This is a genomic window from Corynebacterium sp. 122RC1 (assembly GCF_024580955.1).
GTDB lineage: Bacteria > Actinomycetota > Actinomycetes > Mycobacteriales > Mycobacteriaceae > Corynebacterium > Corynebacterium kozikiae.
The window spans coordinates 26,583-51,601 of record NZ_JANIKD010000010.1 but is presented as its reverse complement, the minus strand read 5'-3'; the positions used below and the strand labels follow the sequence as shown (position 1 = coordinate 51,601).

The 25,019-nt window shown below is 58.3% G+C and carries 14 protein-coding genes and 1 CRISPR repeat array; of the genes, 9 read left to right on the top strand and 5 right to left on the bottom strand.

Features of this window, described 5'->3' with window-relative positions; all coding sequences use genetic code 11:
- Nucleotides 1-3 precede the first annotated feature (3 nt).
- From NQ050_RS06375 to cas2, 9 genes are all read left to right on the top strand, one after another.
- Nucleotides 4-912 carry a cutinase family protein gene (locus NQ050_RS06375; protein ID WP_257038464.1) on the top strand — a complete coding sequence of 303 codons (909 nt, stop codon included), beginning with the start codon at nt 4-6 and terminating at the stop codon, nt 910-912.
- 108 nt (nt 913-1,020) lie between these two features.
- Complete coding sequence (locus NQ050_RS06370) at nt 1,021-2,871, top strand: FadD32-like long-chain-fatty-acid--AMP ligase (RefSeq protein WP_257038463.1); 1,851 nt, start codon at nt 1,021-1,023, stop codon at nt 2,869-2,871.
- A 196-nt stretch (nt 2,872-3,067) separates the two neighbouring features.
- A complete protein-coding gene (locus tag NQ050_RS06365) occupies nt 3,068-4,366 on the top strand; it encodes an LPXTG cell wall anchor domain-containing protein (protein ID WP_257038462.1) in 1,299 nt (432 codons plus the stop codon).
- A gap of 232 nt (nt 4,367-4,598) precedes the next feature.
- Nucleotides 4,599-5,489: a hypothetical protein gene (locus tag NQ050_RS06360; RefSeq protein ID WP_257038461.1), complete on the top strand. Its 891-nt coding sequence runs from the start codon at nt 4,599-4,601 to the stop codon at nt 5,487-5,489.
- Nucleotides 5,490-5,749: 260 nt separating this feature from the next.
- Nucleotides 5,750-10,615, top strand: coding sequence for a polyketide synthase Pks13 (gene pks13, locus NQ050_RS06355; protein WP_257038460.1), 4,866 nt, complete (start codon nt 5,750-5,752; stop codon nt 10,613-10,615).
- Nucleotides 10,616-10,626: 11 nt separating this feature from the next.
- Complete coding sequence (locus NQ050_RS06350) at nt 10,627-12,186, top strand: acyl-CoA carboxylase subunit beta (RefSeq protein ID WP_257038459.1); 1,560 nt, start codon at nt 10,627-10,629, stop codon at nt 12,184-12,186.
- A 262-nt stretch (nt 12,187-12,448) separates the two neighbouring features.
- Nucleotides 12,449-15,712 (top strand): type II CRISPR RNA-guided endonuclease Cas9, encoded by a 3,264-nt coding sequence (cas9, locus tag NQ050_RS06345; RefSeq protein ID WP_257038458.1) that lies wholly within the window; start codon nt 12,449-12,451, stop codon nt 15,710-15,712.
- 2 nt (nt 15,713-15,714) lie between these two features.
- Nucleotides 15,715-16,638, top strand: a complete 924-nt coding sequence (cas1, locus tag NQ050_RS06340; RefSeq protein WP_257038457.1) for a type II CRISPR-associated endonuclease Cas1 — start codon at nt 15,715-15,717, stop codon at nt 16,636-16,638.
- A complete protein-coding gene (gene cas2, locus NQ050_RS06335) occupies nt 16,622-16,951 on the top strand; it encodes a CRISPR-associated endonuclease Cas2 (protein WP_257038456.1) in 330 nt (109 codons plus the stop codon). Before cas1 ends, cas2 begins: the two co-directional genes overlap by 17 nt.
- Nucleotides 16,952-17,001: 50 nt before the next feature.
- A CRISPR array of direct repeats spans nt 17,002-19,599; the repeat unit is 36 nt; unit sequence GAAGTCTATCAGGGATTTTGAGAGTTGATCCCCAGC.
- 169 nt (nt 19,600-19,768) lie between these two features.
- Here cas2 and NQ050_RS06330 read toward each other — a convergent pair.
- From NQ050_RS06330 to trmB, 5 genes are all read right to left on the bottom strand, one after another.
- A complete protein-coding gene (locus NQ050_RS06330; protein ID WP_257038455.1) occupies nt 19,769-20,107 on the bottom strand; it encodes a DUF3054 domain-containing protein in 339 nt (112 codons plus the stop codon).
- Nucleotides 20,104-21,186, bottom strand: coding sequence for a YbhN family protein (locus tag NQ050_RS06325; protein ID WP_257038454.1), 1,083 nt, complete (start codon nt 21,184-21,186; stop codon nt 20,104-20,106). Before NQ050_RS06325 ends, NQ050_RS06330 begins: the two co-directional genes overlap by 4 nt.
- 6 nt (nt 21,187-21,192) lie before the next feature.
- Nucleotides 21,193-23,460: an MMPL family transporter gene (locus NQ050_RS06320; RefSeq protein ID WP_257038453.1), complete on the bottom strand. Its 2,268-nt coding sequence runs from the start codon at nt 23,458-23,460 to the stop codon at nt 21,193-21,195.
- A 128-nt stretch (nt 23,461-23,588) separates the two neighbouring features.
- Nucleotides 23,589-24,215, bottom strand: coding sequence for an NYN domain-containing protein (locus tag NQ050_RS06315; RefSeq protein WP_257038452.1), 627 nt, complete (start codon nt 24,213-24,215; stop codon nt 23,589-23,591).
- Nucleotides 24,208-24,969, bottom strand: a complete 762-nt coding sequence (gene trmB, locus NQ050_RS06310) for a tRNA (guanosine(46)-N7)-methyltransferase TrmB (RefSeq protein ID WP_257038451.1) — start codon at nt 24,967-24,969, stop codon at nt 24,208-24,210. Before trmB ends, NQ050_RS06315 begins: the two co-directional genes overlap by 8 nt.
- Between the last annotated feature and the right edge of the window lie 50 nt (nt 24,970-25,019).

Genomic DNA, 25,019 nt, shown 5'->3' with positions numbered 1-25,019 from the left:
GGTATGAAAAAACTCGTGACGGTACTGGCCGCGGTCTTGGTGATCGTGGTCATCCTGGTAGGTGTGGTGCAGTGGACCCAGAACCAAGAAGGCACCCCGCCAGGGGTTCCGGTGGAGGAGCCCACGGAAACGCTCAGCCAACCTGAGCATTGCGCGGACGTGGAGTTCATCTCCGCGCCGGGCACGTGGGAGTCTTCGGCCACGGACGATCCTTTTGCGCCTAGTGCAAACCCAAACTCCTTCATGTTGGCCATCACTGCTCCGCTGCAGGCTGAGGTGGATCCGGCGCGGGTGAAGGTGTGGACGCTGCCTTACACAGCGCAGTTCCGCAACATTAACGCCCAGCAGGAGATGAGCTATGACGACTCCCGCAATGAAGGCACCGCCCGCCTCGAGGAGGAGCTGCGGGCCACGCACGCAGAGTGCCCGCTCACGGACTTCATCTTGGCTGGGTTCAGTCAGGGTGCGGTGATTGTTGGTGACGTCGTTTCTGCAATCGGCAACGGCACCGGCGTGATCCCTGCGGAGCGCGTGCGCGGGGTGACGGTGATTGCCGACGGCCGCAGGCAGCCCGGCGTAGGGCAGGTAGTGGGCAACCCCGTCTCTGGTGTGGGCGCTGAGGTGGCGCTACAGCCGCTGAACCTGCTGGTGCAGCCGATCGTTCCGGGGGCAACCATGCGCGGTGGGCGCCCTGGCGGGTTTGGGGTGCTCAATGAAAAGGTGAATGATATTTGCGCGGCGAGCGATTCCATTTGTGACGCCCCGGAGGGCGTGGGCAATGCGCTCGCACGGGCGCAGGAGTTGGCGGCGGCCAATGGTGTGCATGCGTTGTATGCCTCGAACCCAAACGTCATTCCTGGGACCACTGCGGATCAGTGGACGCTCCAGTGGGCGCGGGATTTGATCGGTTAGCTGCAACTTTCTGTGCCAGCCTCACCACACCTGTAACAGTTTCGTGCTAAAAAGTAATTTAGTCTTTGAAAGAGCTTCCCCCTTGAAGCAAATCCCCAAAGGAGAAATATGGATCTGCATGCAGCAATGAGCCAGTTCATCAATGAGCGCGGAGAGATTGAACTCAAGCCGGAGCTCACCCTCGCTGGTTTGTGTGAGGTCCTGTATCAGGCCTCCGCAGCCGCTGGTGGTGGAGAAAAGGTGGTGCTGCGCCACTGGGATTACACCCAATCGCGTGAGGGGAAGGAAGTTACCTATACCCACACCCAGGTGAACACCCGCATCAAGGCGGTGGCGGCTCGTTTGCAGCAGGTTGGCCAGATTGGTGACCGCGTTGCCATCCTGGCAAACAACAGCCCTGAGTATCTGTTCAGCTTCTTGGGTTCCATGTACGCCGGAATGATCCCAGTACCGCTGTACGACCCCACGGAGCCAGGGCACTCCGGGCACCTTGAGGCCGTGTTCAATGACTCCAAGCCGGCGTTTGTGCTCACCAATGGGAACTCGGCGGCGTCGGTACGTGCGTTCTTTGCGCAGGTCCCTGGTGCGCAGCGCCCTCGTGTGATCGCCGTGGACTCCCTGCCGGACTCCACCGCGCAGGCGTTCGTGAACCCGCTCGCTACTGAAGCCGGGCAGGCGCTGATGGCGCAGGCACAGAAGGCGCCGGTGGATCTGGTGGCGTTCCTGCAGTACACCTCCGGTTCCACCCGCACCCCAGCGGGTGTGGTGCTGACTCACCGCTCCATCCTCACCAACATCCTGCAGATCTTCATCTCCGCGGAGCTGAAGACCCCGCTGCGTATTGTGAGCTGGCTGCCAATGCACCATGACATGGGCATTATCCTGGCTGCGTTCGTGCTCGTCATTGGTCAGGAAATTGACATCATGAGTCCGCGTGACTTCATCCAACGCCCAAGCCGCTGGTTGGAGCAGTTGTCCGCCCGCGAAAGTGACCAGAACGTGTACACAGTGGTGCCGAACTTCGCCTTTGAGCTCGCCGCCCGCTATGGCCAGCCCGAAGAAGGGAAGACCTACGATTTCTCTAAGGTCCAAGGCGTTGTGTCTGGCTCCGAGCCGGTGACCGAGAAGGCCGTGCAGGCCTTCATTGAGGCGTTTGAGCAGTACAACCTCAATGTTGGCGAAATCCGCCCATCCTACGGCCTGGCTGAGGCTTCCCTGCTGGTGACCACCCCGCAGCGCGCGCAGCGCCTCACCTATAAGTACCTGGACCGCGACGAGCTGGCCAACAACAAGGCTGTTGAGGTGGAAAAGGGCGCTCTCAACGCCGTGTCCGTGACCTCTGTGGGAGCTGTGGTGAAGTCCCAGCAACTGGTGATCGTGGACCCAGAGACTAAGGCTGAGCTCCCCGACGGCAGCGTGGGCGAAATTTGGTGCCACGGTGCAAACATGGCCGCAGGTTACCTGGATCGTGACGAAGAAACGGCCGCCACCTTCCGCAACCGCCTTGGTCAGCGGCTCAGCCTATCCCGTGCTGAGGGGGCGCCTGACGACGACTACTGGTTGGCTACCGGCGATCTTGGTGTGATCTTGGACGATGAGGTGTATATCACCGGCCGTCTCAAGGACCTGGTGATTATCGCTGGCCGCAACCACTACCCGCAGGACATTGAGTACACCGTGGACCACGCATCTGACCACGTGCGCCCAGCCGCGGTGGCTGCATTCGCTGTGGAGGGCGATGACGTGGAGCAGCTCATCATCTTTGCCGAGCGTGACCTTGATGCTGATCCTTCAGGCGATGCCGCCGCTATTGAGGCAATCCGCACCGCGGTATCTGAGGCCCACGGCGTGGTGCCTGCAGACATTCGCATTGTGGCACCGGATCAGATTGCCCGTTCCTCCGCAGGCAAGATTGCCCGCCGCGTCAACAAGGCGAACTACCTAGCGGAGCAGGGCTAAAACCTGGTCCTTGCTCTGAGTTTGAGGAATAATCCCCACGGCTGTTGTGTGCAGCCGTGGGGATACTTTTGTGATGGCTGTGAAAATTGTGGCGTTTTGGGGGTGCGCTCGGCCACGGCGGTATCTAAAGTAAACCTGAATTCATTTCTCTCTTGGAGTTTTCTCACTCAGAAATACCTGAAAGGTTTATTCAATAGTGCGTACTCTACGTTCAATCCTGAGCGCGGCGGCAGCCGCAACCATGCTCAGTGCGGTGCTTGTGCAGCCGGCACACGCGCAGCCAGATCCAAACCCAGCGCCAGCTCTGCCAACCGCCGCACAGTGTGCGCAGTGTCAGGTGGAACTTATTGGCCAGACCCGTTGGGATCAGGGTGATAGAGATATCAGCCAGCGGGATAAGTACTGGAATGGCCAGCTTGATACCGCTACCGGCGGCATGTTTGGTGAAGTGAACTCTGATGGCTGGTTTAGTGCCGGGGATGTTGGCGCCGATGGCTGGACTGAGGGTGAGGTTGCAACTATGCGCCACTACATCGCCACCCGCGAGGCGCTGGAGAACGTTACCTACACGATCGAAGCAGTGCAGGGTGCGACCTTCCAAAGCATTACTGCTGGTGACACCCCGGCGCACGGGCAGCTCCAAAACAATGGCTACACCAACAAGGTTGAAGGTGTGACCTCTGAACTCAGTGCGGATGGCAAGACCATCACCGTGAAGATTGCGTACATGCCCGCGATGTCCTCTTTCTCCCTGAATGCGAGTACGCAAAAAGACCAGAACCTGGACAGTATCTATGTGAACCACCACGCGTTGGGAACACAAATTGACTGTGTGCAGTACGGCAAGACTGCTGAGGTGATTCCTGCAGATACTTCGGAACAACCTCACCCAGGGCCTGCGAAGGACGGCGACACCGTGCGATACACCGTCACGCTCACCAACCCGCACAGCCGCCCAGCAGAAGCGGACTTTGTGGATGAGCTGGCTGACGTGCTAGACGATGCACCACAGCACGTTCGCGGTGACAGCATTGTGTCCAATGGCTTTGAGGGCACCCCGGTGGTTCAGGCTCGTGGTGAGCAGATGAACATCACCGGCGTTATTCCTGCCAATGGGACCGCAACCGTCACCTACGAGGTAGTGGTGCGTGAAGGTGGCAATGGCAAGTTGGTGAACTCCCTGCACCCTGTGTACGGAATGCAGCTTGAGCGTTGCAATCCTGCTGTTTCTGTGACCACCGAGGTGGAGGAGCCTCGCATTCCGATCATTCCAATCCCAGTGCCAGTCCCAGCGCCGGGAACCTCCACCCCTGATGTGCCAGCGCAAGAGGTAACTGCGCAGCCAACCACCACTTCCGCTGTGCCGACCAAGGGTGTGCAGCGCGGCATGCTGGCAAACACTGGCGTTTCCAGCATGGCTGCAGTTGCAGCTCTGGCAGCACTGCTGGTGGCCGCCGGTGCTGGTGTGGTAATCCTGCGCCGTCGTTCTAAGTAATTAGTTCCTCCGGGGACTTCGGGTAAAGCCCCTTGCCGTTGCTTACGGTGAGGGGCTTTTCCAATTGCTGCGTTTGTGAACAAAGTGGCCACAGTGCCCTAATGTGGAAAAAAGAAAAGTTTGTGAAAGTTGTGACAACTGTGGCGTGTTAAAACTTATGTTGCTAATGGTGTGGGTAGGTTGATCGGTGATAACAATGCTGCTTCCCCCTTTGTTGAAAGCGAATCCCCGAATGCGAAAATTGAACCGTTCCATGGCGGCCATTGCGGCCGCCGCGGCTCTCAGTGTCTCCTTGGCTGGCCCTGCATGGGCAACCAACACTGGCACCACTGACGGTAACGAAACCCAAATGGTTGGAGAGTGCGTGGTTGGTGGCGTGAGCTGGAAGAGCTCCGCCATGCTGACTGAAGACATCAATAAGATTCCAGAGAACCTTCGCACTGACCTTGCGGGAAACCCCGCCCACTTCAGCAATGCTGGTTACATCACTGAGGTTACCCACGCGCTGAACGGTTCCCCAGGAATCTTTGAGCTGAACCACTTCTTTATTGGTAACACGAACCCAAATTCTCTCACGAAGCAGCAGGTCTGGCGCATCCCAACCGCAACCAAGCACACCATTGAAAATGCGGTTGTAACCGTGACGCTCCCGGATAACCTGCCAGAGGGTGCAACGGTGGTGTTTGATGGCGTGTCTACCACCGACCGGATGACTGTCTGGGGTGGTGCCTATGCTGAGTACACCTGGGCGGAAACCCCTGCAGATGCTGCTGTGGACAATGGCGACGGCACCTGGACCGTCAACCTGGGCACCATTCCAGCCGGTGAGGCTCGCGTGTACCAGTTCTCAATTGACATGTCCGGTGCTGCGGAAGGTTGGGCCTCTGAGGTCTACACCGCGTCCGCATCTCTGAGTGGTACCTACGCCAAGGATGAGATTGCTCCGTGTATCATTCCGGTGCCAATCCCAGTGGGCGTTCCCAGCAGCAGCGTCCCTGCACCTCGTGGTGTTGAAGCAGAAACCGGTGTGGCTGACAACTCCGTTGCACCTGTCCTCGCTTCCATCGCGGTGATGACCACCGTCGCTGGCGCGGGTGCAGTTGCACTGCGTCGTCGCGCGTAGGCAAAGCACTGCGCCGCCGCGCCTAGGCAAGATACCGCGTCGCCGCGCGTCGTCACTTCGCTTGCCTGGTGCCTTGGCGGCGTCGTTAAGGTTCTGGTCAGGGGCCCTGCCTTCGGGCAGGGTTTTTGGCTTTTTGCTGCTGCCGCACCTTTGCGGCATGCGGCACGTTGTAACAAAATCGTGACCTTTGGCGATTAAGATAGGAGCATTGCTCCCAATCGCCTGGGGGTATGAATAAATCTCTAGCAAGGTGTGTGTTTATGGATTCAGGCCAGCAGAAAGCCCAGAAAGCCGTTGCAATGACCACGGAGCAGCTTCAAGAATGGCTGCGGAACTGGGTGATTGCGGCTACGGGGCTGCCGGCGGAGGAGATCACTGATGATCAACCGATGCAGGCGTTTGGGCTGTCTTCACGCGACGTGGTGTTGCTCTCCGGTGAGTTGGAAAACCTACTGGATACGCAGCTTGACGCCACCATTGCTTACGAGTATCCCACCATCGCGGCGCTCGCGAAGCGCCTGGTAGAGGGCGAGCCTGCGCCGCGCCTGGCTGCGGGGAATGCCCCAGCGCTGCGGTCGGTTTCCACGACCCCTGGCACGCACGACGTTGCCATCGTGGGCATCGCCGCAAAGTATCCAGGTGCGGAGAATGTGGAGCAGATGTGGAATCTGCTGGTTGAGGGGCGCGACGCCATCACGGAACCTCCGCTGGGGCGTTGGTCGGAATACGCGGCCGACGAGGTGATGTCCAAGCGCATGGCTGAGCAGCAGCTTCTGGGTGGCTACCTGGAGGATCTGGCCAGCTTTGACGCCGAGTTCTTTGGGCTCTCCCCATTGGAGGCCGTGAACATTGACCCGCAGCAGCGCCTGATGCTTGAGCTTTCCTGGGAGGCGCTGGAAAACGCCGGCATTCCGGCAAACACGCTGCGCGGGAAGTCCGTGGGCGTGTTCGTGGGTTCCACCAACAATGACTATGGAATGCTCATCTTCTCCGACCCCTCTGAGGCGCACCCCTATGCGCTGACCGGCAACTCCAGTGCCGTGGTGGCCAACCGAGTGAGCTACGCCTTTGACTTCCGTGGCCCCAGCATCCAGGTGGATACCGCCTGCTCATCCTCCTTGGTGTCCGTTCACCAAGCGGTGCGCGCCCTGCGTGACGGCGAGGCCGATGTTGCCCTGGCCGGCGGTGTGAACGTGATGGCCACCCCGGCGGTGACCACCTCCTTCGGTGAGCTCGGCGTGCTCAGCCCCACCGGCAAGATCCATGCATTCTCCGATGACGCAGACGGCTTTGTGCGTTCCGACGGCGCCGGCATGCTGGTACTCAAGCGCGTAGATGATGCGATTGCGGCGGGGGACAACATCCTGGCAGTGATCAAGGGCTCCGCCGTGAACTCTGACGGCCACTCCAACGGCATCACCGCACCCAACCCAGACGCACAGGTAGACGTGCTGCAGCGCGCCTATGCGGACGCTAACGTGGACCCCACCACCGTGGACTACGTTGAAGCGCACGGCACCGGCACCATTTTGGGTGACCCAATCGAGGCCTCCGCCATCGGTGCGGTGCTCGGCCGCGGCCGCGAGATCACCCGCCCAACGCTTCTGGGTAGTGCCAAGACAAACTTTGGCCACACGGAATCCGCAGCCGGTGCAGCGGGCCTCATCAAGGTGGTGCTGTCCATGCAGAACCGTACCCTGCCGCCATCACTGAACTACGTTGGGCCAAACCGCTACGTGGACTTTGACGCCGAGCGCCTAGAGGTTGTGGAGGACCCACGCGAGTGGCCGCAGTACTCGGGGCGCATGGTGGCTGGTGTTTCCGGCTTCGGCTTCGGCGGCACCAACGCCCACGTGGTGCTCAGCGAGTTCGTTGCCGCAGATTACCCAACCTCTCCAACCTCTCCAGCCAACCCAGCCAACGGCGCCGACGGTCAAGAGCGAACCGCTGCCCTGGAATCCGCGCCCGCATTGCTGCCCATCTCCGGGCTGCTGCCTTCGCGGCGTCGGGAAGCAGCCGCCAGCATCTTGGCATACCTCAGCGCACACGAAGACGCGGACGTCCACGCTTTGGCCCGTACTCTCGGTGGGCGCAACCACGGCCGCTCCCGCGCGGCGATCGTGGCGCGTACCCATGAGGAGGCCGTGAAGGGGCTGGGCCTGGTTGCGGAAGGCAAAACCGGCGTGGGTATTGCCGTGGCAGACTCCCCGGCGGCCCAAGGCCCGGTGTTCGTGTACTCCGGCTTTGGTTCACAGCACCGTTTGATGGTGAAGCAACTCGTGGCCAGCTCGGCGCAATTCCGTGCGCGGCTGGAAGAGCTGGATCAGATCGTCCAATTTGAATCCGGCTGGTCCATCCTGGACTTGGTTGCAGACGACGAACAGACCTACAACACCGAAACCGCGCAGGTAGCTATCACCGCGATCCAAATTGCACTCACGGATCTGCTCGCAGCCCTGGGTGTGAAACCAGCGGCAGTTGCCGGCATGTCCATGGGTGAAATCGCCGCAGCCTATGCCAGCGGTGGCTTGAGCGCAGAAGACGCCATGAAGATCGCCGCTCACCGTTCCCGCCTGATGGGTGAAGGAGAGCAGTCACTGCCAGAAGACCAGCTCGGCGCGATGGCCGTGGTGGAGTTCTCCGTGGAAGCCCTGGATACCTTTATCCAGGAGCACCCAGACTTCGCGGGCATTGAACCCGCGGTGTATGCGGGCCCAGGCATGACCACCGTGGGCGGTCCGCGCGAGGCCGTGATCAAGCTCGTGGAAACGCTGGAAGCGGAAGAGAAGTTCGCCCGCCTGCTCAACGTGAAGGGCGCAGGCCACACCAGTGCGGTGGAGCCGCTGCTCGGCGAGTTGGCTTTTGAAATTGCAGACATCACCCCGCGCCCACTCACGATCCCACTGTTCTCCTCCGTGGATCGCGGCATCACCTACACCCCAGGCCAGCAGGTACACACCCCGGAATACTTCCTGCGCTGCACCCGCCAGCCAGTGTGGTTCCAAGATGCCATCGAGGCAGGCTTCGCCGCAGGCCACAACACCTTTGTGGAAGTTTCCCCCAACCCGGTGGCCCTCATGGGAATGATGAACACCGCGTTCTCCGTGGGCAAGCCAGACGCCCAACTGCTGTTTACCCTCAAGCGCAAAGAGGACGAGCCAGGTGCGCTGGTGGACCTCCTAGCCAAGCTCTACGCAAACGGTGCCCCCGTGGACTTCGCTGAACTCTACGGACCAGGTGACAAGCTCCCCGTGCCAGGCATGCCTTGGAAGAAGCAACGCTACTGGACTGCCGCGCGTCCGTCGTCAGGCGCACGCGGCGGCTTGCCGGGCACCAAGATTGTGTTGCCAGACGGCGCCATTGCCTTTGGCACCGTAGCTGACCAGGTACCTTCTGCCGTGGCTCTGCTGGAGGCCGCGGTCCACGAGGTGCAGCCGGAAGCGCAGCTCATCGCCGTGGAAGACAAAGGCACACTGCCTCCAACTGGGGAGCTCACCACCGTGGCGCGCCGGGTTGCCGGTGGTGTTGCGGTGCAGGTGTTCGCGGTGCTCGGTGAGGTAACAACACAGGTAGCGGAGGGTTTTGCCAGTGTTGCAGCGGCCCCCGCCGCCGTGGTTGCCACAAATGCAGAACAACACGCCGACCCCGTGGATGTGGTGGGCGAATCCATGAAATGGGACCCGGCCAGTGGTGAGTCTGTGGAGCAGCGCATGCGTAGCATCGTCTCCGAGGCCATGGGCTATGACGTTGAGGATCTCCCACGCGAGCTTCCACTCATCGACCTCGGCCTGGATTCCCTCATGGGCATGCGCATCAAGAACCGCATTGAGCACGACTTCCAAATCCCACCCCTACAGGTGCAAGCACTGCGCGACGCCTCCGTTGCAGATGTAGTCAAGCTCGTCGAGGATCTTGTTGTAGGGAGGGCACCTACCGACGCCCCCAAGGCTGAAACCCAGCAGGATGCTGGGGGAGCTGCTGCTGGCGGTGGCGCTGGCGGAGACGCTCCGGCACCGGCTCCGACACCGGCTCCGACACCGAGTGTGGGCGTGGGCGTGGCGCCCCGGGATGCGTCGGAACGCCTTGTCTTTGCTACCTGGGCCGGGATCACCGGTGCCGCGGCGGCGGGTGTGACGAGTGAACTTCCCGCGATTTCCGAGCAGCAGGCGCTGGAGATTGCGCAGCGTCTCACCGAGCGCGCAGGTATTGAAGTGAGCCAGCAGCAGGTGCTTGAGGCGCAAACCCTGGAGCCGCTGGCTAACTTGGTGCGCGAGGGCCTGGAGACGGACGTTGAGGGCAACATTCGTGTGCTCCGAGCCCGCAAGGAAGGCTCCACCGCGCCGGCGGTGTTCATGTTCCACCCAGCAGGTGGATCCTCGGTGGTGTACCAGCCGCTGATGCGCCGCCTGCCGGAAGAAGTGCCGGTGTACGGCGTGGAGCGCCTGGAGGGCTCGCTTGAGGATCGTGCCGCGCAGTACCTGGATGAGATTAAGCAGTACTCTGACGGGCTGCCCATTGTGTTGGGCGGCTGGAGCTTTGGCGGCGCCCTGGCGTATGAAGTTGCCTACCAGTTGCGCGATTCCGACGTTGAGGTGGCAACCATTGCCCTGCTGGACACCGTGCAGCCCGCGCACCCAGCACCGGACACCATGGAGGAAACCAAGGCGCGCTGGGGCCGCTACCAGGCATTTGCCAAGAAGACCTACGGCTTGGACTTCCCAGTGCCGTATGAGCTCCTGGAGACAGCCGGGGAGGATGCCCTGCTGGCCATGATGGGCGAGTTCCTGGCCAACACCGACGCCTCTGAGCACGGCCTTTCCGCCGGTGTGCTGGAGCACCAGCGCGCCAGCTTTGTGGATAACCGAATCTTGGACCGCCTTAACCTGCACCGCTGGGACCAGGTGGATGTGCCGGTGATCCTCTTCCGTGCGGAACGCATGCACGACGGAGCCGTGGAACTAGAGCCCGCCTACGCGGAGATTGCAGAAGACGGCGGCTGGTCCGCTATTGTGGATGATTTGGAAATTGTTCACCTCAAGGGTGACCACTTGGCGGTTGTTGATGAGCCAGAGATCGCTAAGGTAGGCAGTGCACTTACGCGCAGGATTGAACAGCTCAGGAGTTAATGCTCGTGTCTATGGATACCACCGCAGGAAAACTCGCTGACCTTCGGGCCCGCCTGGAAAAGGCGCAGGACCCAGGCAGTGAGCGTGCCCGCGCCAAGCGCGATGAGGCCGGCAGGACCACTCCTCGCCAGCGTATTCAGCGCCTCCTGGACCCCGGTTCCTTTGTGGAAATCGGCGCCCTGGGCCGCACGCCCGATGAGCCCGACGCACCATACTCCGACGGTGTGGTTACCGGCTACGGGCGTATCGACGGCCGCCCGGTGGCCGTGTACGCGCACGACAAGACGGTTTACGGCGGGTCCGTGGGCGTAACCTTTGGCCGCAAGGTCTGTGAGGTCATGGACATGGCCATCAAGATTGGCTGCCCAGTGATTGGTATCCAAGATTCCGGCGGCGCCCGCATCCAGGACGCCGTGACCTCCCTGGCGATGTACTCGGAGATCGCCCGCCGCCAGCTCCCGCTTTCCGGGCGTAGCCCGCAGATCTCCATCATGATGGGCAAGAGCGCCGGCGGCGCCGTGTACGCGCCCGTGACCACGGACTTTGTGGTGGCTGTGGATGGCGAGGCCGAGATGTACGTGACCGGCCCGGCCGTGATTAAAGAAGTCACCGGTGAGGAAATCACCTCCGCGGAGCTCGGCGGCGCGCGCCAGCAGGAGCTCAACGGCAACGTCTCCTACGTGGCCGTTGACGAGGAAGACGCCTTCAATTACGTCCACGACCTGCTTCAGCACCTGCCGCTGACCTGCAAAGACGAGCCGCCAGTGTTCTGGGCACCTTCCGACGAAGCCGTGCTCGCCGATGAGGCAGCGGCTGAGGCCCTGGACCGCTTCATGCCCGACGACACCAATGCGGGCTACGACATGCACGACCTCTTGGGGCAGCTCTTTGATTCCGAAGACGTGCTGGAGATTCAGCCTGGGTTTGCCCCCAACCTCATTACTGCATTCGCCCGCGTAGACGGGCGCAGCGTGGGTGTGGTGGCAAACCAGCCGCTGGAGTTCGCTGGCTGCATTGACGCCGATGCCGCGGACAAAGGCGCGCGCTTTATCCGCATCTGCGACGCCTACAACATCCCCGTGGTGTTCGTGGTAGACACCCCCGGCTACCTGCCCGGCGTGGACCAAGAGCGCGCCGGTCTGATCCACCGCGGTGCCAAACTGGCATTTGCTCTGGTTGAGGCAACCGTGCCAAAGATCTCCCTGATCGTGCGCAAGGCCTACGGTGGGGCATACGCCGTGATGGGTTCCAAGAACCTCACCGGCGACATCAACCTGGCATGGCCCACCGCCCAGATCGCCGTGATGGGCGCCGCCGCCGCCTCTGTGATGATCCAAGGCAAACAGCTTGCCGCGATTGAGGACGAAACGCAGCGGGAGTACATGAAGAAGGTATTCATGGACTTCTACGACGAAAACATGACCAGCCCATATGTGGCCGCCGAACGCGGCTACATTGACGCGATGATCCAACCGAGCGAATCCCGTTTGGCGCTGCGCATGGCGCTGCGCCAGCTTGCCACGAAGGAAGAACACGACTTGGAAAAGAAGCACACCATCGCGCCGATGTAGGGGTTTTGGCGAAATCTTGTTCGAGGAACCAAGGTATCGCGTCGTAACCCAGCACTAAGCTAGAAGACGAGCTGAAACACCGAATGGTGATTCATCAAGAAAGCAATTTCTTGAAGGCTTTGGTGTAGTGCTTGTGCAATGCTCTGTTGAGGTGTTAGCATCTCATCAGAGTTGATCCTCAGTAAGCACTAGCTAGTTTCTAGTGTCGAATGCTCCAAAGCCTTGGCCCGTGCCAAGGCTTTTCTTGTTGAAGGGCAACTTTATGAAGAAGAAGAACTATGTTGTGGGAATTGACGTTGGTTCGTTCTCCGTGGGCATGGCCGCCATCGAGGTGGATGAGCAGGGGATGCCAATTGAGATCCTGAGCATTCTTTCCCACATTCACGATTCCGGAATTGATCCTGATGAAAATAAACGTGCCATTACCCGCTTGGCCGCTTCAGGTGTGGCTCGTAGGACTCGCCGCCTATACCGCCGGAAGCGGCGGCGTCTCATTGCACTTGATGCATTCCTAGAGCAGCAAGGATGGGGGACTGAAAGTTTTGAATCCTATGAAGACCCTTTCTACCCCTGGCGGGTGCGTGCAGAGCTGGCCACCAAGAAGATTGAGAATGAAAGTGAACTTGGTGAAAAGCTCTCGATCGCTTTGCGCCATATTGCTCGGCATCGCGGATGGCGCAATCCCTATTTGAAAGTGAGCTCGCTGTACATCAAGCAAGAGCCAAGCGCGGCGTATGAAGAGATCCGTGAGCTGATTTCTTCGAGAATCGGCCAACCCCTTTCTTCTTCCCTCACAGTGGGGCAGCTCGTTGATGCGGGTTTCCGCGGGAATAATAGGTTGCGCGGTGAAGGCGGCCTTTTGAGTGCGCGCCTGCAGCAATCCGATCACGCAAGGGAAATCCTCGAGATCGCGGAGCTCCAGGGCATTTCTCCCGAGCTTACGAGGAAAATAATCGATTTTGTGTTTGCAGCTGAATCCCCAAAGGGATCTGCATCAGGGCGCGTTGGCAAAGATCCTTTGCAACCTGGCCTACCACGAGCATTGAAGGCATCCGATGCTTTCCAGAGGTACCGAATTGCTGCGCTCCTTGGAAATCTTCGCATTCGTGAAGGCAGTAACCGGAGGAGGCTCACCAAGGAAGAAACTTCTTTGCTTTTTGATCACTTGGTCAATTTGAAGCAGAACACCGAGCCAACGTGGCTCAAGCTTGCGGAAATTTTAGGTATTGATCGCGGAAATCTCTTGGGTACTGCGACGATGACGGATGACGGCGAACGAGCCGGTGCAAAACCACCGGTTCATGACACCAATCGGCGGATCCTTGGATCAAAGATTAAGCCTCTCGAACAATGGTGGCTGGAAGCAAACCTGGAAGAACGAGCAGCGATGATCAAGGCGATGTCCAATGCGGAAGTTGCCGATTTTGATTCGCAAGCCGGTGCAAAAGTACAAGCCTTTTTTGCTGATCTCCCAGATGAGCTTCACGAAAAATTGGACAACCTTCACCTGCCAATAGGCCGTGCTGCATATTCTGAGAACACTCTCGAGCGAATTACAAACCGAATGCTCCAGGATGGTGTAGACCTTTACGAAGCACGCCGAGCGGAATTTGGCATCCCGAATGATTGGACTCCTCCTGCGGCTCCTTTGAATGAACCGGTTGGCAATCCAGCAGTTGACCGGACACTGAAAGCAGTTGCTCGCTGGTTGGAAGGGGTGCACAGGGAATGGGGTGCGCCTTTGGTAGTGAATATCGAGCACGTCCGCTCGGCGTTCATGAGTGAGAGCGCCAGCAGGGAACTCGATCGCGATATGCAACGGCGATCCGCACGAAACCAGCAGCTTTTCAAGGAAATGCAGGAAAAGCTCGGTGGTAACCGAAATATGAAACGGGCTGATCTTTGGCGCTACCAATCCATTCAGCGTCAAAATGGCCAATGCGCATACTGTGGAAATCCGATTGATTTTTCCAATGCAGAGATGGATCACATCGTTCCACGTGCTGGTCAGGGATCCACCAACAAGCGTGAAAACCTCGTAGCAGTATGTCACCGATGCAATGTTTCGAAGAGCAACATCCCATTTGCTCGTTGGGCAGAAACTGCCAATATCCCAGGTGTCTCGGTAAAAGAAGCGGTGGCGAGGACTCGCCATTGGAATCCCGACCCTGGAATGAAAACAGCGCAGTTTAAGAAATTTACTGCTGAGGTGGTTGCTCGTCTTGAAAGAGTGTCAATCGATGAAGAAATTGATGCTCGCTCGATCGAATCCGTGGCCTGGATGGCTAATGAAGTACGGGCGCGCATTCACCAGAGGTTTGGTCCTGATGGCACCAAGGTGAATGTGTACAAGGGATCCCTTACTGCGCAAGCGCGGGGCGCCTCCGGGATTTCCAAGCGAATTCAATTCGTGGATGGAGCCGGAAAGTCCAGGTTGGATAGGCGCCACCATGCAGTAGACGCTGCTGTAATTGCATTCATGAGCCGGTTTGTGGCCGAGACCCTTGAACAGCGCAATTCTCTGAAGTTTGAACAAGAATTGCGGCGTGTGGCCCCTCAGTGGAAGGAATTCACAGGTCAAGATGCTGCCCACCAAATGGAGTGGGCCAAGTGGATGAAGAAAATGCATGCCCTGGTAGACCTGCTCAGCAAACATCTTGATGAAGACCGGATTCCAGTCACCGGGAATCTCAGGCTTCGGCTGGGAAATGGTCGCGTCCATGAGGAAACACTGGGCAAATTGAAGAAACTCAAGGTGGGAGATCCGATCAGTGCGATTGATATCGATCGAGCTTCTTCTGAAGCGCTGTGGTGTGCACTCACCCGGCATCCAGATTTTGACCCAAAGGAAGGCCTACCTTTCGATCCGAACCGGCAGATACGCGTGCACGGAACTACGCTACAGGCAGAAGACACCATTGAAGTGTTTCCTGTGGGTGCCGGCGCGCTGAAGGTTCGTGGTGGCTATGTGGAACTCGGTGCGAGTTTCCATCATGCCCGGATTTACCGCGTGCCGAGTGGGAAGAAGTCCGCCTTTGCGATGTTGCGCGTTTATACCACTGACCTGGTGAAGCATCGCAATGCGGATCTCTTCAATGTCGAGCTCCTTCCTCAAACAATGAGCGTCCGGCAAGCTGAACCGAAGCTGCGCAAAGCCTTGGCGGAGGGTACAGCAGAATACCTCGGCTGGCTTGTGGTTGATGACGAACTGCTGATTGATATGACAGCATTCAACAGCGGTCAGGTTCATGAAATGCAGCAGGAATTCGGTGAAGTTTCTCGGTGGAGAGTGGATGGTTTTTACACCAATTCGAAACTTCGCTTGCGTCCAAGGCTATTGAGTGGGGAAGGACTAAAAGACAATAGTTCTGAAGGATCACGAAAAATCATTGATGCTCCCGGTTGGCGCCCAGCAGTAAACAAGCTATTTGAGTTGGGAAATGTGACGGTAGTACGCAGAGACACCCTTGGAAGGGTAAGGATTTCTAGTGACGCACATCTGCCCATCACCTGGCGAGTGAGGTAGTTATGGAAAACGTTGGTTGGCGTGTCCTTGATTTCTTGGAGTTTGAAGGAGATATCGGCTATTCACGTGGTCAAATTCAGATCACTTCCGGAGACGGGAGCGTCAATCAGCGTATTCCCTTGGCTGGGATAGCGGTAATTCTCGTTGGCGTGATGGTGAAGATTTCTGGAGCGGCAATTGCAAAACTGAGTGAATACGACATTGCTATCTTGGTGTGTGATTGGCGCTCCGTGCCCGTAGCTGCCGTAGAGCCAAATGGTGTACACGGGAGGATTGGTGCACGCCACCGGGCTCAGGCTGCACTAACGGAACCCAGGCGCAAGCAAGCCTGGAAAGCGTTGGTGCAGGCAAAGGTGCGCGGGCAAGCGATTAATTTGGAGAAAATGGGCTTCCTCTTTCAATCTGAAAAGCTTTTTGAGTTGGCAAAGAGCGTGCGCTCAGGCGATTCAACAAACATTGAGGCCCTAGCTGCAAGGATATATTGGCAGACTGTGGGGCATGAGGTTGGATTTACAAGACTGCCTGGGGGCAGTCCCGACGGGTGGAATAGCGCTCTAGACTATGGATATACGATCCTGCGGGGCCACGGCATTCGAGCTGTCGCAGCAGCTGGGTTATGTGCTCCAATAGGCCTTTTCCACCGAGGTAGAGCAAACCCTAATAACCTGGTGGATGATTTGATTGAGCCCTTCCGCCCGGCCGTGGACGCAATTGTATTCCGCAATATTCCTTTTGGAGAAACCCTTTCAAAGCAATCTAAGAGTTATTTTGGTGCACTAGGTGAACATCCATTTACGGATAGTGGGTTTACTATTCCAACATTGCTCCAAGACCTCGCGCAGGACTTGGGGCGGTATGTAGAGGGCGAACTTTCTAAACTCGTAGCGCCCGTGTGGGCAGGTGGTGGTTTTGCCGAAGAAGGGTGAGGATGACGTGTGGTGCATCGTGATGTTTGATCTGCCTGTTACCTCAAAGAAGGCTCGAAGGGAAGCAACGCAGTTTAGAAACCACCTGCTGGACTTGGGTTTTGCAATGGCGCAGTTGAGCGTCTATGTACAGTATCTTCCACTGTCAGCTAGGGTTTCAATCCTCGCGAAATCAATCAAAGCCAATCTGCCTGCGGGTGGAGATGTACGGATTGTCTGCGTTCGAGACAAACAGTGGTCAGGTGCCATACGTTTTTCCAATATGGAGGAAGCCCAGAACGAGGATCAGCCCCAGCAACTAACGATTTTTTGATGCAATAAATTGATAAAACTTCAGGTAGAAGCATGTTTTTGCTTCTACCTGAAGTCTATCAGGGATTTTGAGAGTTGATCCCCAGCAAAGCGGAGAAGGGTTTGCAGGATGCTCGGAAGTCTATCAGGGATTTTGAGAGTTGATCCCCAGCCGACGGCACGCTATGGGTGGATGATCCTGAAGTCTATCAGGGATTTTGAGAGTTGATCCCCAGCGGCGCGAGCTTCACTAGGTGTTCGCGCCGAAGTCTATCAGGGATTTTGAGAGTTGATCCCCAGCCTCCGCACAGGCTCCGCAGGCTCCACAAGAAGTCTATCAGGGATTTTGAGAGTTGATCCCCAGCTATTCCCGCCGCCCGAAAAAGTCAATAGGAAGTCTATCAGGGATTTTGAGAGTTGATCCCCAGCACATCGTGGCACCACCGTCCAACTACCCGAAGTCTATCAGGGATTTTGAGAGTTGATCCCCAGCCCTCAATGAGGATCTAATTCCGTGGCTTGAAGTCTATCAGGGATTTTGAGAGTTGATCCCCAGCGTTCCTCGTCCACGTCCACTACCCATGCGAAGTCTATCAGGGATTTTGAGAGTTGATCCCCAGCTACTACCGTGTTTTTCCGTTGTTTTGCTGAAGTCTATCAGGGATTTTGAGAGTTGATCCCCAGCATCTACCGGGGTGTAGAAGTGCTCCACGGAAGTCTATCAGGGATTTTGAGAGTTGATCCCCAGCACTTGCTGGGTGGTACCTCCACCGTGCAGAAGTCTATCAGGGATTTTGAGAGTTGATCCCCAGCAGATCGCTGCTGGCGCGCAGGCTGCGTTGAAGTCTATCAGGGATTTTGAGAGTTGATCCCCAGCGAGGTCAGGTCGTGGAGCTTAAGGCGAAGAAGTCTATCAGGGATTTTGAGAGTTGATCCCCAGCTTGCGGATTTGTTCTTGTCGAGCGCATGGAAGTCTATCAGGGATTTTGAGAGTTGATCCCCAGCAGCACGATAACGCAAGCGCCTGTTTGGCGAAGTCTATCAGGGATTTTGAGAGTTGATCCCCAGCATTGGGGGAATAGGGTGCCTGTGATCCAGAAGTCTATCAGGGATTTTGAGAGTTGATCCCCAGCCGGCTTGCGTGAGCCTATCCCCCATGGAGAAGTCTATCAGGGATTTTGAGAGTTGATCCCCAGCAAACCTTTTCCGGCTTCATCCCCGTCCCGAAGTCTATCAGGGATTTTGAGAGTTGATCCCCAGCGAAACTGGATTACACGAACACCGCGGCCGAAGTCTATCAGGGATTTTGAGAGTTGATCCCCAGCGTTGTGGGAGGTATTGTCCGGTCCGGCGGAAGTCTATCAGGGATTTTGAGAGTTGATCCCCAGCAACCCCCTAACCATTAGTGGTCAGGGGGGAAGTCTATCAGGGATTTTGAGAGTTGATCCCCAGCACGTGCTGGCAGGTGCGGCGAACGCCTCGAAGTCTATCAGGGATTTTGAGAGTTGATCCCCAGCTGATGAGCGGAAAAAATACGATGAAGAGGAAGTCTATCAGGGATTTTGAGAGTTGATCCCCAGCCCCCAGCGTTAGTGGAGGCCTCCCCCGCGAAGTCTATCAGGGATTTTGAGAGTTGATCCCCAGCTTACTGTTTCTAGATCCTCACTAGACCAGAAGTCTATCAGGGATTTTGAGAGTTGATCCCCAGCTACCCGGCGGCGATTGCGGCAGCAAGGGGAAGTCTATCAGGGATTTTGAGAGTTGATCCCCAGCGGTCTCCGCCGTTGATTTGCTGCGGTTCGAAGTCTATCAGGGATTTTGAGAGTTGATCCCCAGCTGCGCATCTACCAACCCAGACTCAACGCAGAAGTCTATCAGGGATTTTGAGAGTTGATCCCCAGCCCCGCAAATAGGGCAAATCCTGCGGCGAGAAGTCTATCAGGGATTTTGAGAGTTGATCCCCAGCGAAACGGTGCGCGGTAAAGGCAGACTCGGAAGTCTATCAGGGATTTTGAGAGTTGATCCCCAGCCCGCGCAGGTTCAAAACCACGCAGCCGCGAAGTCTATCAGGGATTTTGAGAGTTGATCCCCAGCCTGCCCAGAACAGGCGCAGGCGACGGCGGAAGTCTATCAGGGATTTTGAGAGTTGATCCCCAGCTGTGTGGTGAATCAGTTGGTGGCGCTCGGAAGTCTATCAGGGATTTTGAGAGTTGATCCCCAGCACCCAGGCAGGCCCAAAAGCAGTGCCCGGAAGTCTATCAGGGATTTTGAGAGTTGATCCCCAGCCCATCCACACGAAAAGCTCCTGGTAATCGAAGTCTATCAGGGATTTTGAGAGTTGATCCCCAGCGGGTAATAGTGCGTGGGTGGCACCAAAAGAAGTCTATCAGGGATTTTGAGAGTTGATCCCCAGCCACAATGCAATGCGAGGATGTTCCAGAGGAAGTCTATCAGGGATTTTGAGAGTTGATCCCCAGCGTGCATATTGGTGGGCAGATTCGTGGGGGAAGTCTATCAGGGATTTTGAGAGTTGATCCCCAGCGGCTGGCTTGTTGATTCAGGCGGGGGCTGAAGTCTATCAGGGATTTTGAGAGTTGATCCCCAGCGGAAAACGCGGCGACATCCCACTAGAGCGAAGTCTATCAGGGATTTTGAGAGTTGATCCCCAGCAAGCGTGCGCCCCCAGCCCGCGTGCGCGGAGAAGAGCGTGGTTAAGAGCTTATCGGACTACGGGTGTCGGCACATGCGTGAAATCGAAACTGAGGGCGGGTCTCGTTAGCTCATCAGAACTTTCTTCCCGTCCAACCTCGGACTCGTTAGAAGGGGCCCACCCCACTTACTACCGCCCCCGCACCAGCACCTTCGCGATCACGCGCCAGCCCACCAGCAACAATCCGCTCATTACCGTTGCCACAATGATGAAGCTCCAGTGTGGAACTGCCGCGTGGCGCAGCGCCCAAATCACCAGGCCGGTCACGGCGGTAAACAGCCATGCGATTACCCCGCTGCCCAGGTCCACTTCTGGCCGGTTGCGGATCACCGCCCAAGCCAGCACGGTTCCCACCGCGAATGGCCAGAACGTATCGAGCACTTCCACCACGCCCAGCCCGCCGTGCGCCATTCGCGCAAGGATGGCGAACACAAGCACTGCCAAAATATCAATCACAAAGTGTTTCATTGTCCCTGCTCCTTCGTTTCTCCAACTGGGTTTTCGTCGTCAACCGCGCCCTCACTAACACCACCCCCAACACCAGCCGGGTATTGCTGCGGGTGGTGGATGTCAAAACGATTCCCGCCGCGCATCACATGCACCGCGTACACCAGCCACCCAATCACCGTGGGCAGCACAAAGGCGAGCACTCGGTACACCAGCACCACACCGAACGCGGTGGAGGCGGGTAGCCCTGCCGCCACCAGGCTGGCAGTCATGGCGGCCTCCACCGGCCCCACGCCCGCCGGGGTGACCTGCGCGGTTCCCACAATTTTTGCTGTCACAAATGCCAGCGTGATCGCCAGAAATGAGGGTGTTTCACCGATGCGTGTCCATGAGGGGAGAATGCCGGTGACCGCCCAAATGCACAGCCACAGCCCCACGATGTCCAGCAGCCAGTTGGCCAGGGAGAGCGCGCTGCTCACCGCAAATCTGCTGGGTGTAAGGCGCACCGCTTCCATTTGCAGTAACGACGCATCCAGGCGCACCTTCCAGCGCGGCAGCAGGTGCGTCACGTTGATCAGCACCTTGGGATTGTTCGTGAGCGCATACAGGCCAATGGATACCGCCACCATCAAAAAGGCCGTCCCGAGTAGCGGCCAAATGCTAAAACTCGCCCCGAGGAACAGCACGCCGGCGGTGCCCAGGGCAACCAACCACAGCGTGGAGATGGCCCCGGAGAGCACGATGAACCAACTGGAAACCAGCACGCTCACACCCCAATTTCGCATGGTGTGGAATTGGTACACCGTGGAAATCGCCGCCCCACCCGGCAGGGTGGAGCTCCAGGCGTTGGAGATGAACGTCAGGCGTGAGGTCTCCTTGAGCGGCACTTTGGCGCCACCGGCGCCTAGCAGGATGCGCATTACTTCCGCCATGGCGAAGAAGGAAAGGACAATGGCGGCAAAAGCCAGCAGCAGGATCCAAGCATTGGCCTCGCGGACTTCCATGTAGCCTTCGTTGAGGAAGGGCATTTTGTCTCGCAGGAGGAAAGCAGCCACCGCCAGAATCAGCAGGGGGCCTAAGAAGCGAAGCCAATTCTTCATCAGGTCTTAGCGCTGTTCCTTTCCGAGCCGTTGCACAAGTTCTTGGAATGGTACGAGGTCGTGATCCTCTTCCACCGTACGCCCCGAGCGTACCGCAACGTCCGGGCCGGACAGGCGGGCGTCGTCAAGCGAAATCCCCTCTGGCGTGCTGCCGGTGTCATTGTGACCGAGCCATGCCGACGCCCTCTTCACCCATCCTGGCGCCCACCAGTTGTCTTCGCGCAGCAGGTGCATGACTGCGGGGACGAGGAGCATGCGGATGATGGTGGCGTCGAAGAATAGGGCAAAGATCATGCCGAAGGCGATGTACTTCATCATCACGATCTCAGAGAACCCGAAAGCACCACACACCACAATCATGATGAGCGCCGCGGCGGTGATGATGCCACCGGTGTGGGCGGTACCGTACTTGATGGCCTCATCTGTGGATTCGCCGTTTTCACGTGCCTCCACCATGCGCGAAACCAGGAATACCTCATAGTCCGTGCTGAGGCCGTAAACGATCGCCATGATGAGCACCAATACGGGGCTCATCAGTGGGCCGGCGGTGAAGCCGAACAGATCGGCGCCCACACCATCTACGAACATGAGCGTGAGGATACCCATGGTGGCACCCATGCCCAGCACAGTCATGATTACCGCCTTGGCAGGCAGAATCACGGAGCCGAACACCAGCGCCATCAGCAGGAAGGTGGCCACCACAATGTAAATGGCCATAGTTGGCAGCTTTTCAAACAGCGCCTCGATGGATTCCACTTCCAGGGCCGGGGTGCCGCCAATGTACACTTCTACGCCTTCAGGCACGGAGATCGCCCGGAGTTGCTCAATCACATTGGCGTTTTGTGAGCGGTCCGTGATGCCTGCGGAAAGCACCGTGGTGCCGTCCACCGTTGCGGTGGAGGGGCGGAAGGTGCCACTGAGGCCGGTGACCTGGTTGGCCTGGGCGAAAATCTCACCGAGCTGCTGGTTGGTGGCGCCGGTGACCACCAGCTTGATCGGCTCGGTACGGTACTCAGGGAAGGCCTGGTTGAAGGCCTCTTGGGTTTGGCGTACCTCGTTGTTTGGGGGGAGGTACGTCTCATTGAGGCCACCGAACTTCACGCCAGCCAGCGGCAGCGTAAGGCCAATGAGGAGGGCACACAGGCCCAGGGTGACCAGCTTGGCGTGCTTCATTGCCCACTGTGGCAGGCGGTACCACCAGGTGCTTTGCAACGTGCGGGCTTTGCGGCTGGTGCGGCGTACGGAGAACTTGTCAATGTTGTGCCCAAGCAGGCCAAAGATTGCCGGAAGCAAGGTAACGGAAAGCAGCGCCGCCAGGCCCACCGCGCTCATCGCACCGTAGGCCACGGACTTCAGGAAGGCCTGCGGGAACACCAACAGCCCGGAAAGTGCCACGGCTACCATCGCCGCGGAGAAAACCACCGTTTTGCCGGCAGTTGCGGTGGTGATTCGCACGGCCTCGCGTACTTCACGGCCGTTGTCCATCTCCTCGCGGAAGCGCGACACCATGAACAAGCCGTAGTCAATGGCCAACCCCAAACCCAGCAGCGTGACCACCGACTGCGCAAACACATTCACCTGAGTAAAGCCCGCCAGGATGGACAGCACACCCAGCGAGCCCAGGATGGACAGCACACCCACGATCAGCGGCATGAATGCCGCCACCACGGAGCCAAACACAACCAACAGCAGCAAGCCCACCGCCGGGAGGGCGTAGACCTCGGCGCGCTTGATGTCTCCTGCCATGCCGGCGTCGAGCGCGTCGGCAACCGCGGTTGCACCAGCAACCTCCACGCTCACCCCGCTGAACTCGGGGGAGAGCGCGGGTTGGATGGTGCGGAAGTCTTTGAGCGTTTGCTCGTTGTCGCCTTGGAGTGCCACCGCGGCAAACACTACGGCACCATCCTCAGCGGCCAGGCGTGGGTTCCGGGCGTCGAAGTAGCTGGTGATGGAGTCAATTTGCTCGGGGTAGAGCTCCTGGAGCCCTACCAGGTACGCCCGCATGTCATCGAACTCGGGGGAGTTGGCAATCGGTTGGCCGTCCTCGTTGCGGAACAGCAGGATCACGTCACCGGAATTATCGCGGCCAAACACCTCCTGTTCAATGCGTGCGGCCTGCGTGGAGGAGGAGCCGGGGTCGTCCCAGCCTTCCTGGCTCATGCGCTCCGCTAGGCGCATGCCAAACAGCACATGCAGCGCCAAAATGAGCGCCACCACAACCACTGGGACCACCTTGCGGTGGCGGTAGGCAAAATCACCCCATGTGGAAAACATCGCTTTTCTCCTGCTTATTTATGCTGTTCATCACGCTATCGTGTGGCGCTATTGTGTGTGCGCCGGTCCCGAGCTCCGGCCCTGTGCGCCGGCCCCGAGCACCGGCCCTGAGCTTTGAGGCAAGCACCCTAACTGCTGCGTCCGGTTAAAAGGGAGGTCAGTGGGCGCAGCGGCTGCAGCCATGCGCCTTCCGGCGGAAGCTGATCCAGGCTCACACGCGGCAGTGGTTCGCGGAACACTCCTGGGACATCTTCCAGGTCCACAAAGTCCACTTGCTCGCTGGCCACTGCCCATGAGGCGTGCTCGTGGAAGCCTAGGACGGTAACGCGTACCCCGTCCTTAGCGAGTTCCTCAAGGGTGTCCTTGAAGTTCTGTCCATCTGCGCTGGCTACCACCAGCCCCGCGAGGTTACCCGCGGCGAAGCGCTGGCGAATGTGCTCCAGCATGTCTGGGTCAACGTCGGATTCTTCGTTGAGCTTGGGCTTGGCAAACACTGCGTAGCCGATGTTGCGCAGTGCCTCCACCCACGGCCGGATTTGCTCCGCGCCACCTGGGGTGACGTTGGTGAACACGGTTGCTTCCGCCTCCACTTTTTCCCCCGTGAGGTGACTGAGCTCGCCGGCGCGCGCCAACAGCCACTTACCCACAGCGTCAAAACGCGGGCGGTAGGCGGTGGTTGGGCGCCCGCCCAGGATGGCACCCAGGCCCATGTCCAGGTTGGGGGCGTCCCACACCAACAAAAGGTTGTTACTCACTTGCGCCTCCACTAATGCGCCTCCACAAGAACTCAGTGATCACGTGGTCTTTTTCCAGGCCTTTGCCCTCAAACTTGGTGATCACTTGGCGGTCCGTGAGCTGAGGGCACTCAGGCCACGGCCAGCCCATGTACTCAAGCTGTGGTTCCACATGAACCAGCTCGTTGATCCACTCGGCGTAGTCGGCGTGGTCAGTGGCTACATGCAACACGCCGCCCGGCTTCAGCCGGCTGGCAATCAGGTTCAGCACGCCGGACTGGATAATGCGCCGCTTGTGGTGGCGCGCCTTTGGCCAGGGGTCGGGGAAGAAAATTCGCACGCCATCCAAAGACTCTGGGCCGAACATGCGCCCGAGTACTTCCACGCCGTCGCCGCGGATCATGCGGATGTTGGAAATCTCATCACGCACCACCGCACCGAGGAGCTTTGCCAAACCAGGCTTGTACAGTTCCACTGCAATAATGTTTGTATCCGCTTCAAGGGGCGCCATCGCTGCGGTGGAGGTACCGGTGCCGGAGCCGATTTCCAGGATTGTGGGGGCGTCAGTCCTGCCGAACCACGCCGAGACGTCCAGGGGCTCGTCGGAAAGCTCCTTGCCAAGCTGCGGCCAGTATTCGTCCCAGCGTGCCTGCTGGTTGTCTGTGAGCGTGCCGCGGCGGAAACTCACCGTGCCTAGGCGCGGGTAGTCCAAATCATTAGAAAATTCTTCGTTGAAATCAGATTGGAAACGTGGGGTTTTATCAGTAGTAGACATCCCTCTTATCTTGCCTTTAAGGAGGCCCAAGGGGCAATACGATCGATAAG

Excerpts from the sequence above, each read along its gene's own strand:
- NQ050_RS06375 (WP_257038464.1), top strand. The coding sequence starts at position 4 with ATGAAAAAACTCGTGACGGTACTGGCCGCGGTCTTGGTGATCGTGGTC.
- NQ050_RS06370 (WP_257038463.1), top strand. The coding sequence starts at position 1,021 with ATGGATCTGCATGCAGCAATGAGCCAGTTCATCAATGAGCGCGGAGAG.
- NQ050_RS06360 (WP_257038461.1), top strand. The coding sequence starts at position 4,599 with ATGCGAAAATTGAACCGTTCCATGGCGGCCATTGCGGCCGCCGCGGCT.
- pks13 (WP_257038460.1), top strand. The coding sequence starts at position 5,750 with ATGGATTCAGGCCAGCAGAAAGCCCAGAAAGCCGTTGCAATGACCACG.
- NQ050_RS06350 (WP_257038459.1), top strand. The coding sequence starts at position 10,627 with ATGGATACCACCGCAGGAAAACTCGCTGACCTTCGGGCCCGCCTGGAA.
- cas9 (WP_257038458.1), top strand. The coding sequence starts at position 12,449 with ATGAAGAAGAAGAACTATGTTGTGGGAATTGACGTTGGTTCGTTCTCC.
- cas1 (WP_257038457.1), top strand. The coding sequence starts at position 15,715 with ATGGAAAACGTTGGTTGGCGTGTCCTTGATTTCTTGGAGTTTGAAGGA.
- NQ050_RS06330 (WP_257038455.1), bottom strand. The coding sequence starts at position 20,107 with ATGAAACACTTTGTGATTGATATTTTGGCAGTGCTTGTGTTCGCCATC.
- NQ050_RS06325 (WP_257038454.1), bottom strand. The coding sequence starts at position 21,186 with ATGAAGAATTGGCTTCGCTTCTTAGGCCCCCTGCTGATTCTGGCGGTG.
- NQ050_RS06320 (WP_257038453.1), bottom strand. The coding sequence starts at position 23,460 with ATGTTTTCCACATGGGGTGATTTTGCCTACCGCCACCGCAAGGTGGTC.
- trmB (WP_257038451.1), bottom strand. The coding sequence starts at position 24,969 with ATGTCTACTACTGATAAAACCCCACGTTTCCAATCTGATTTCAACGAA.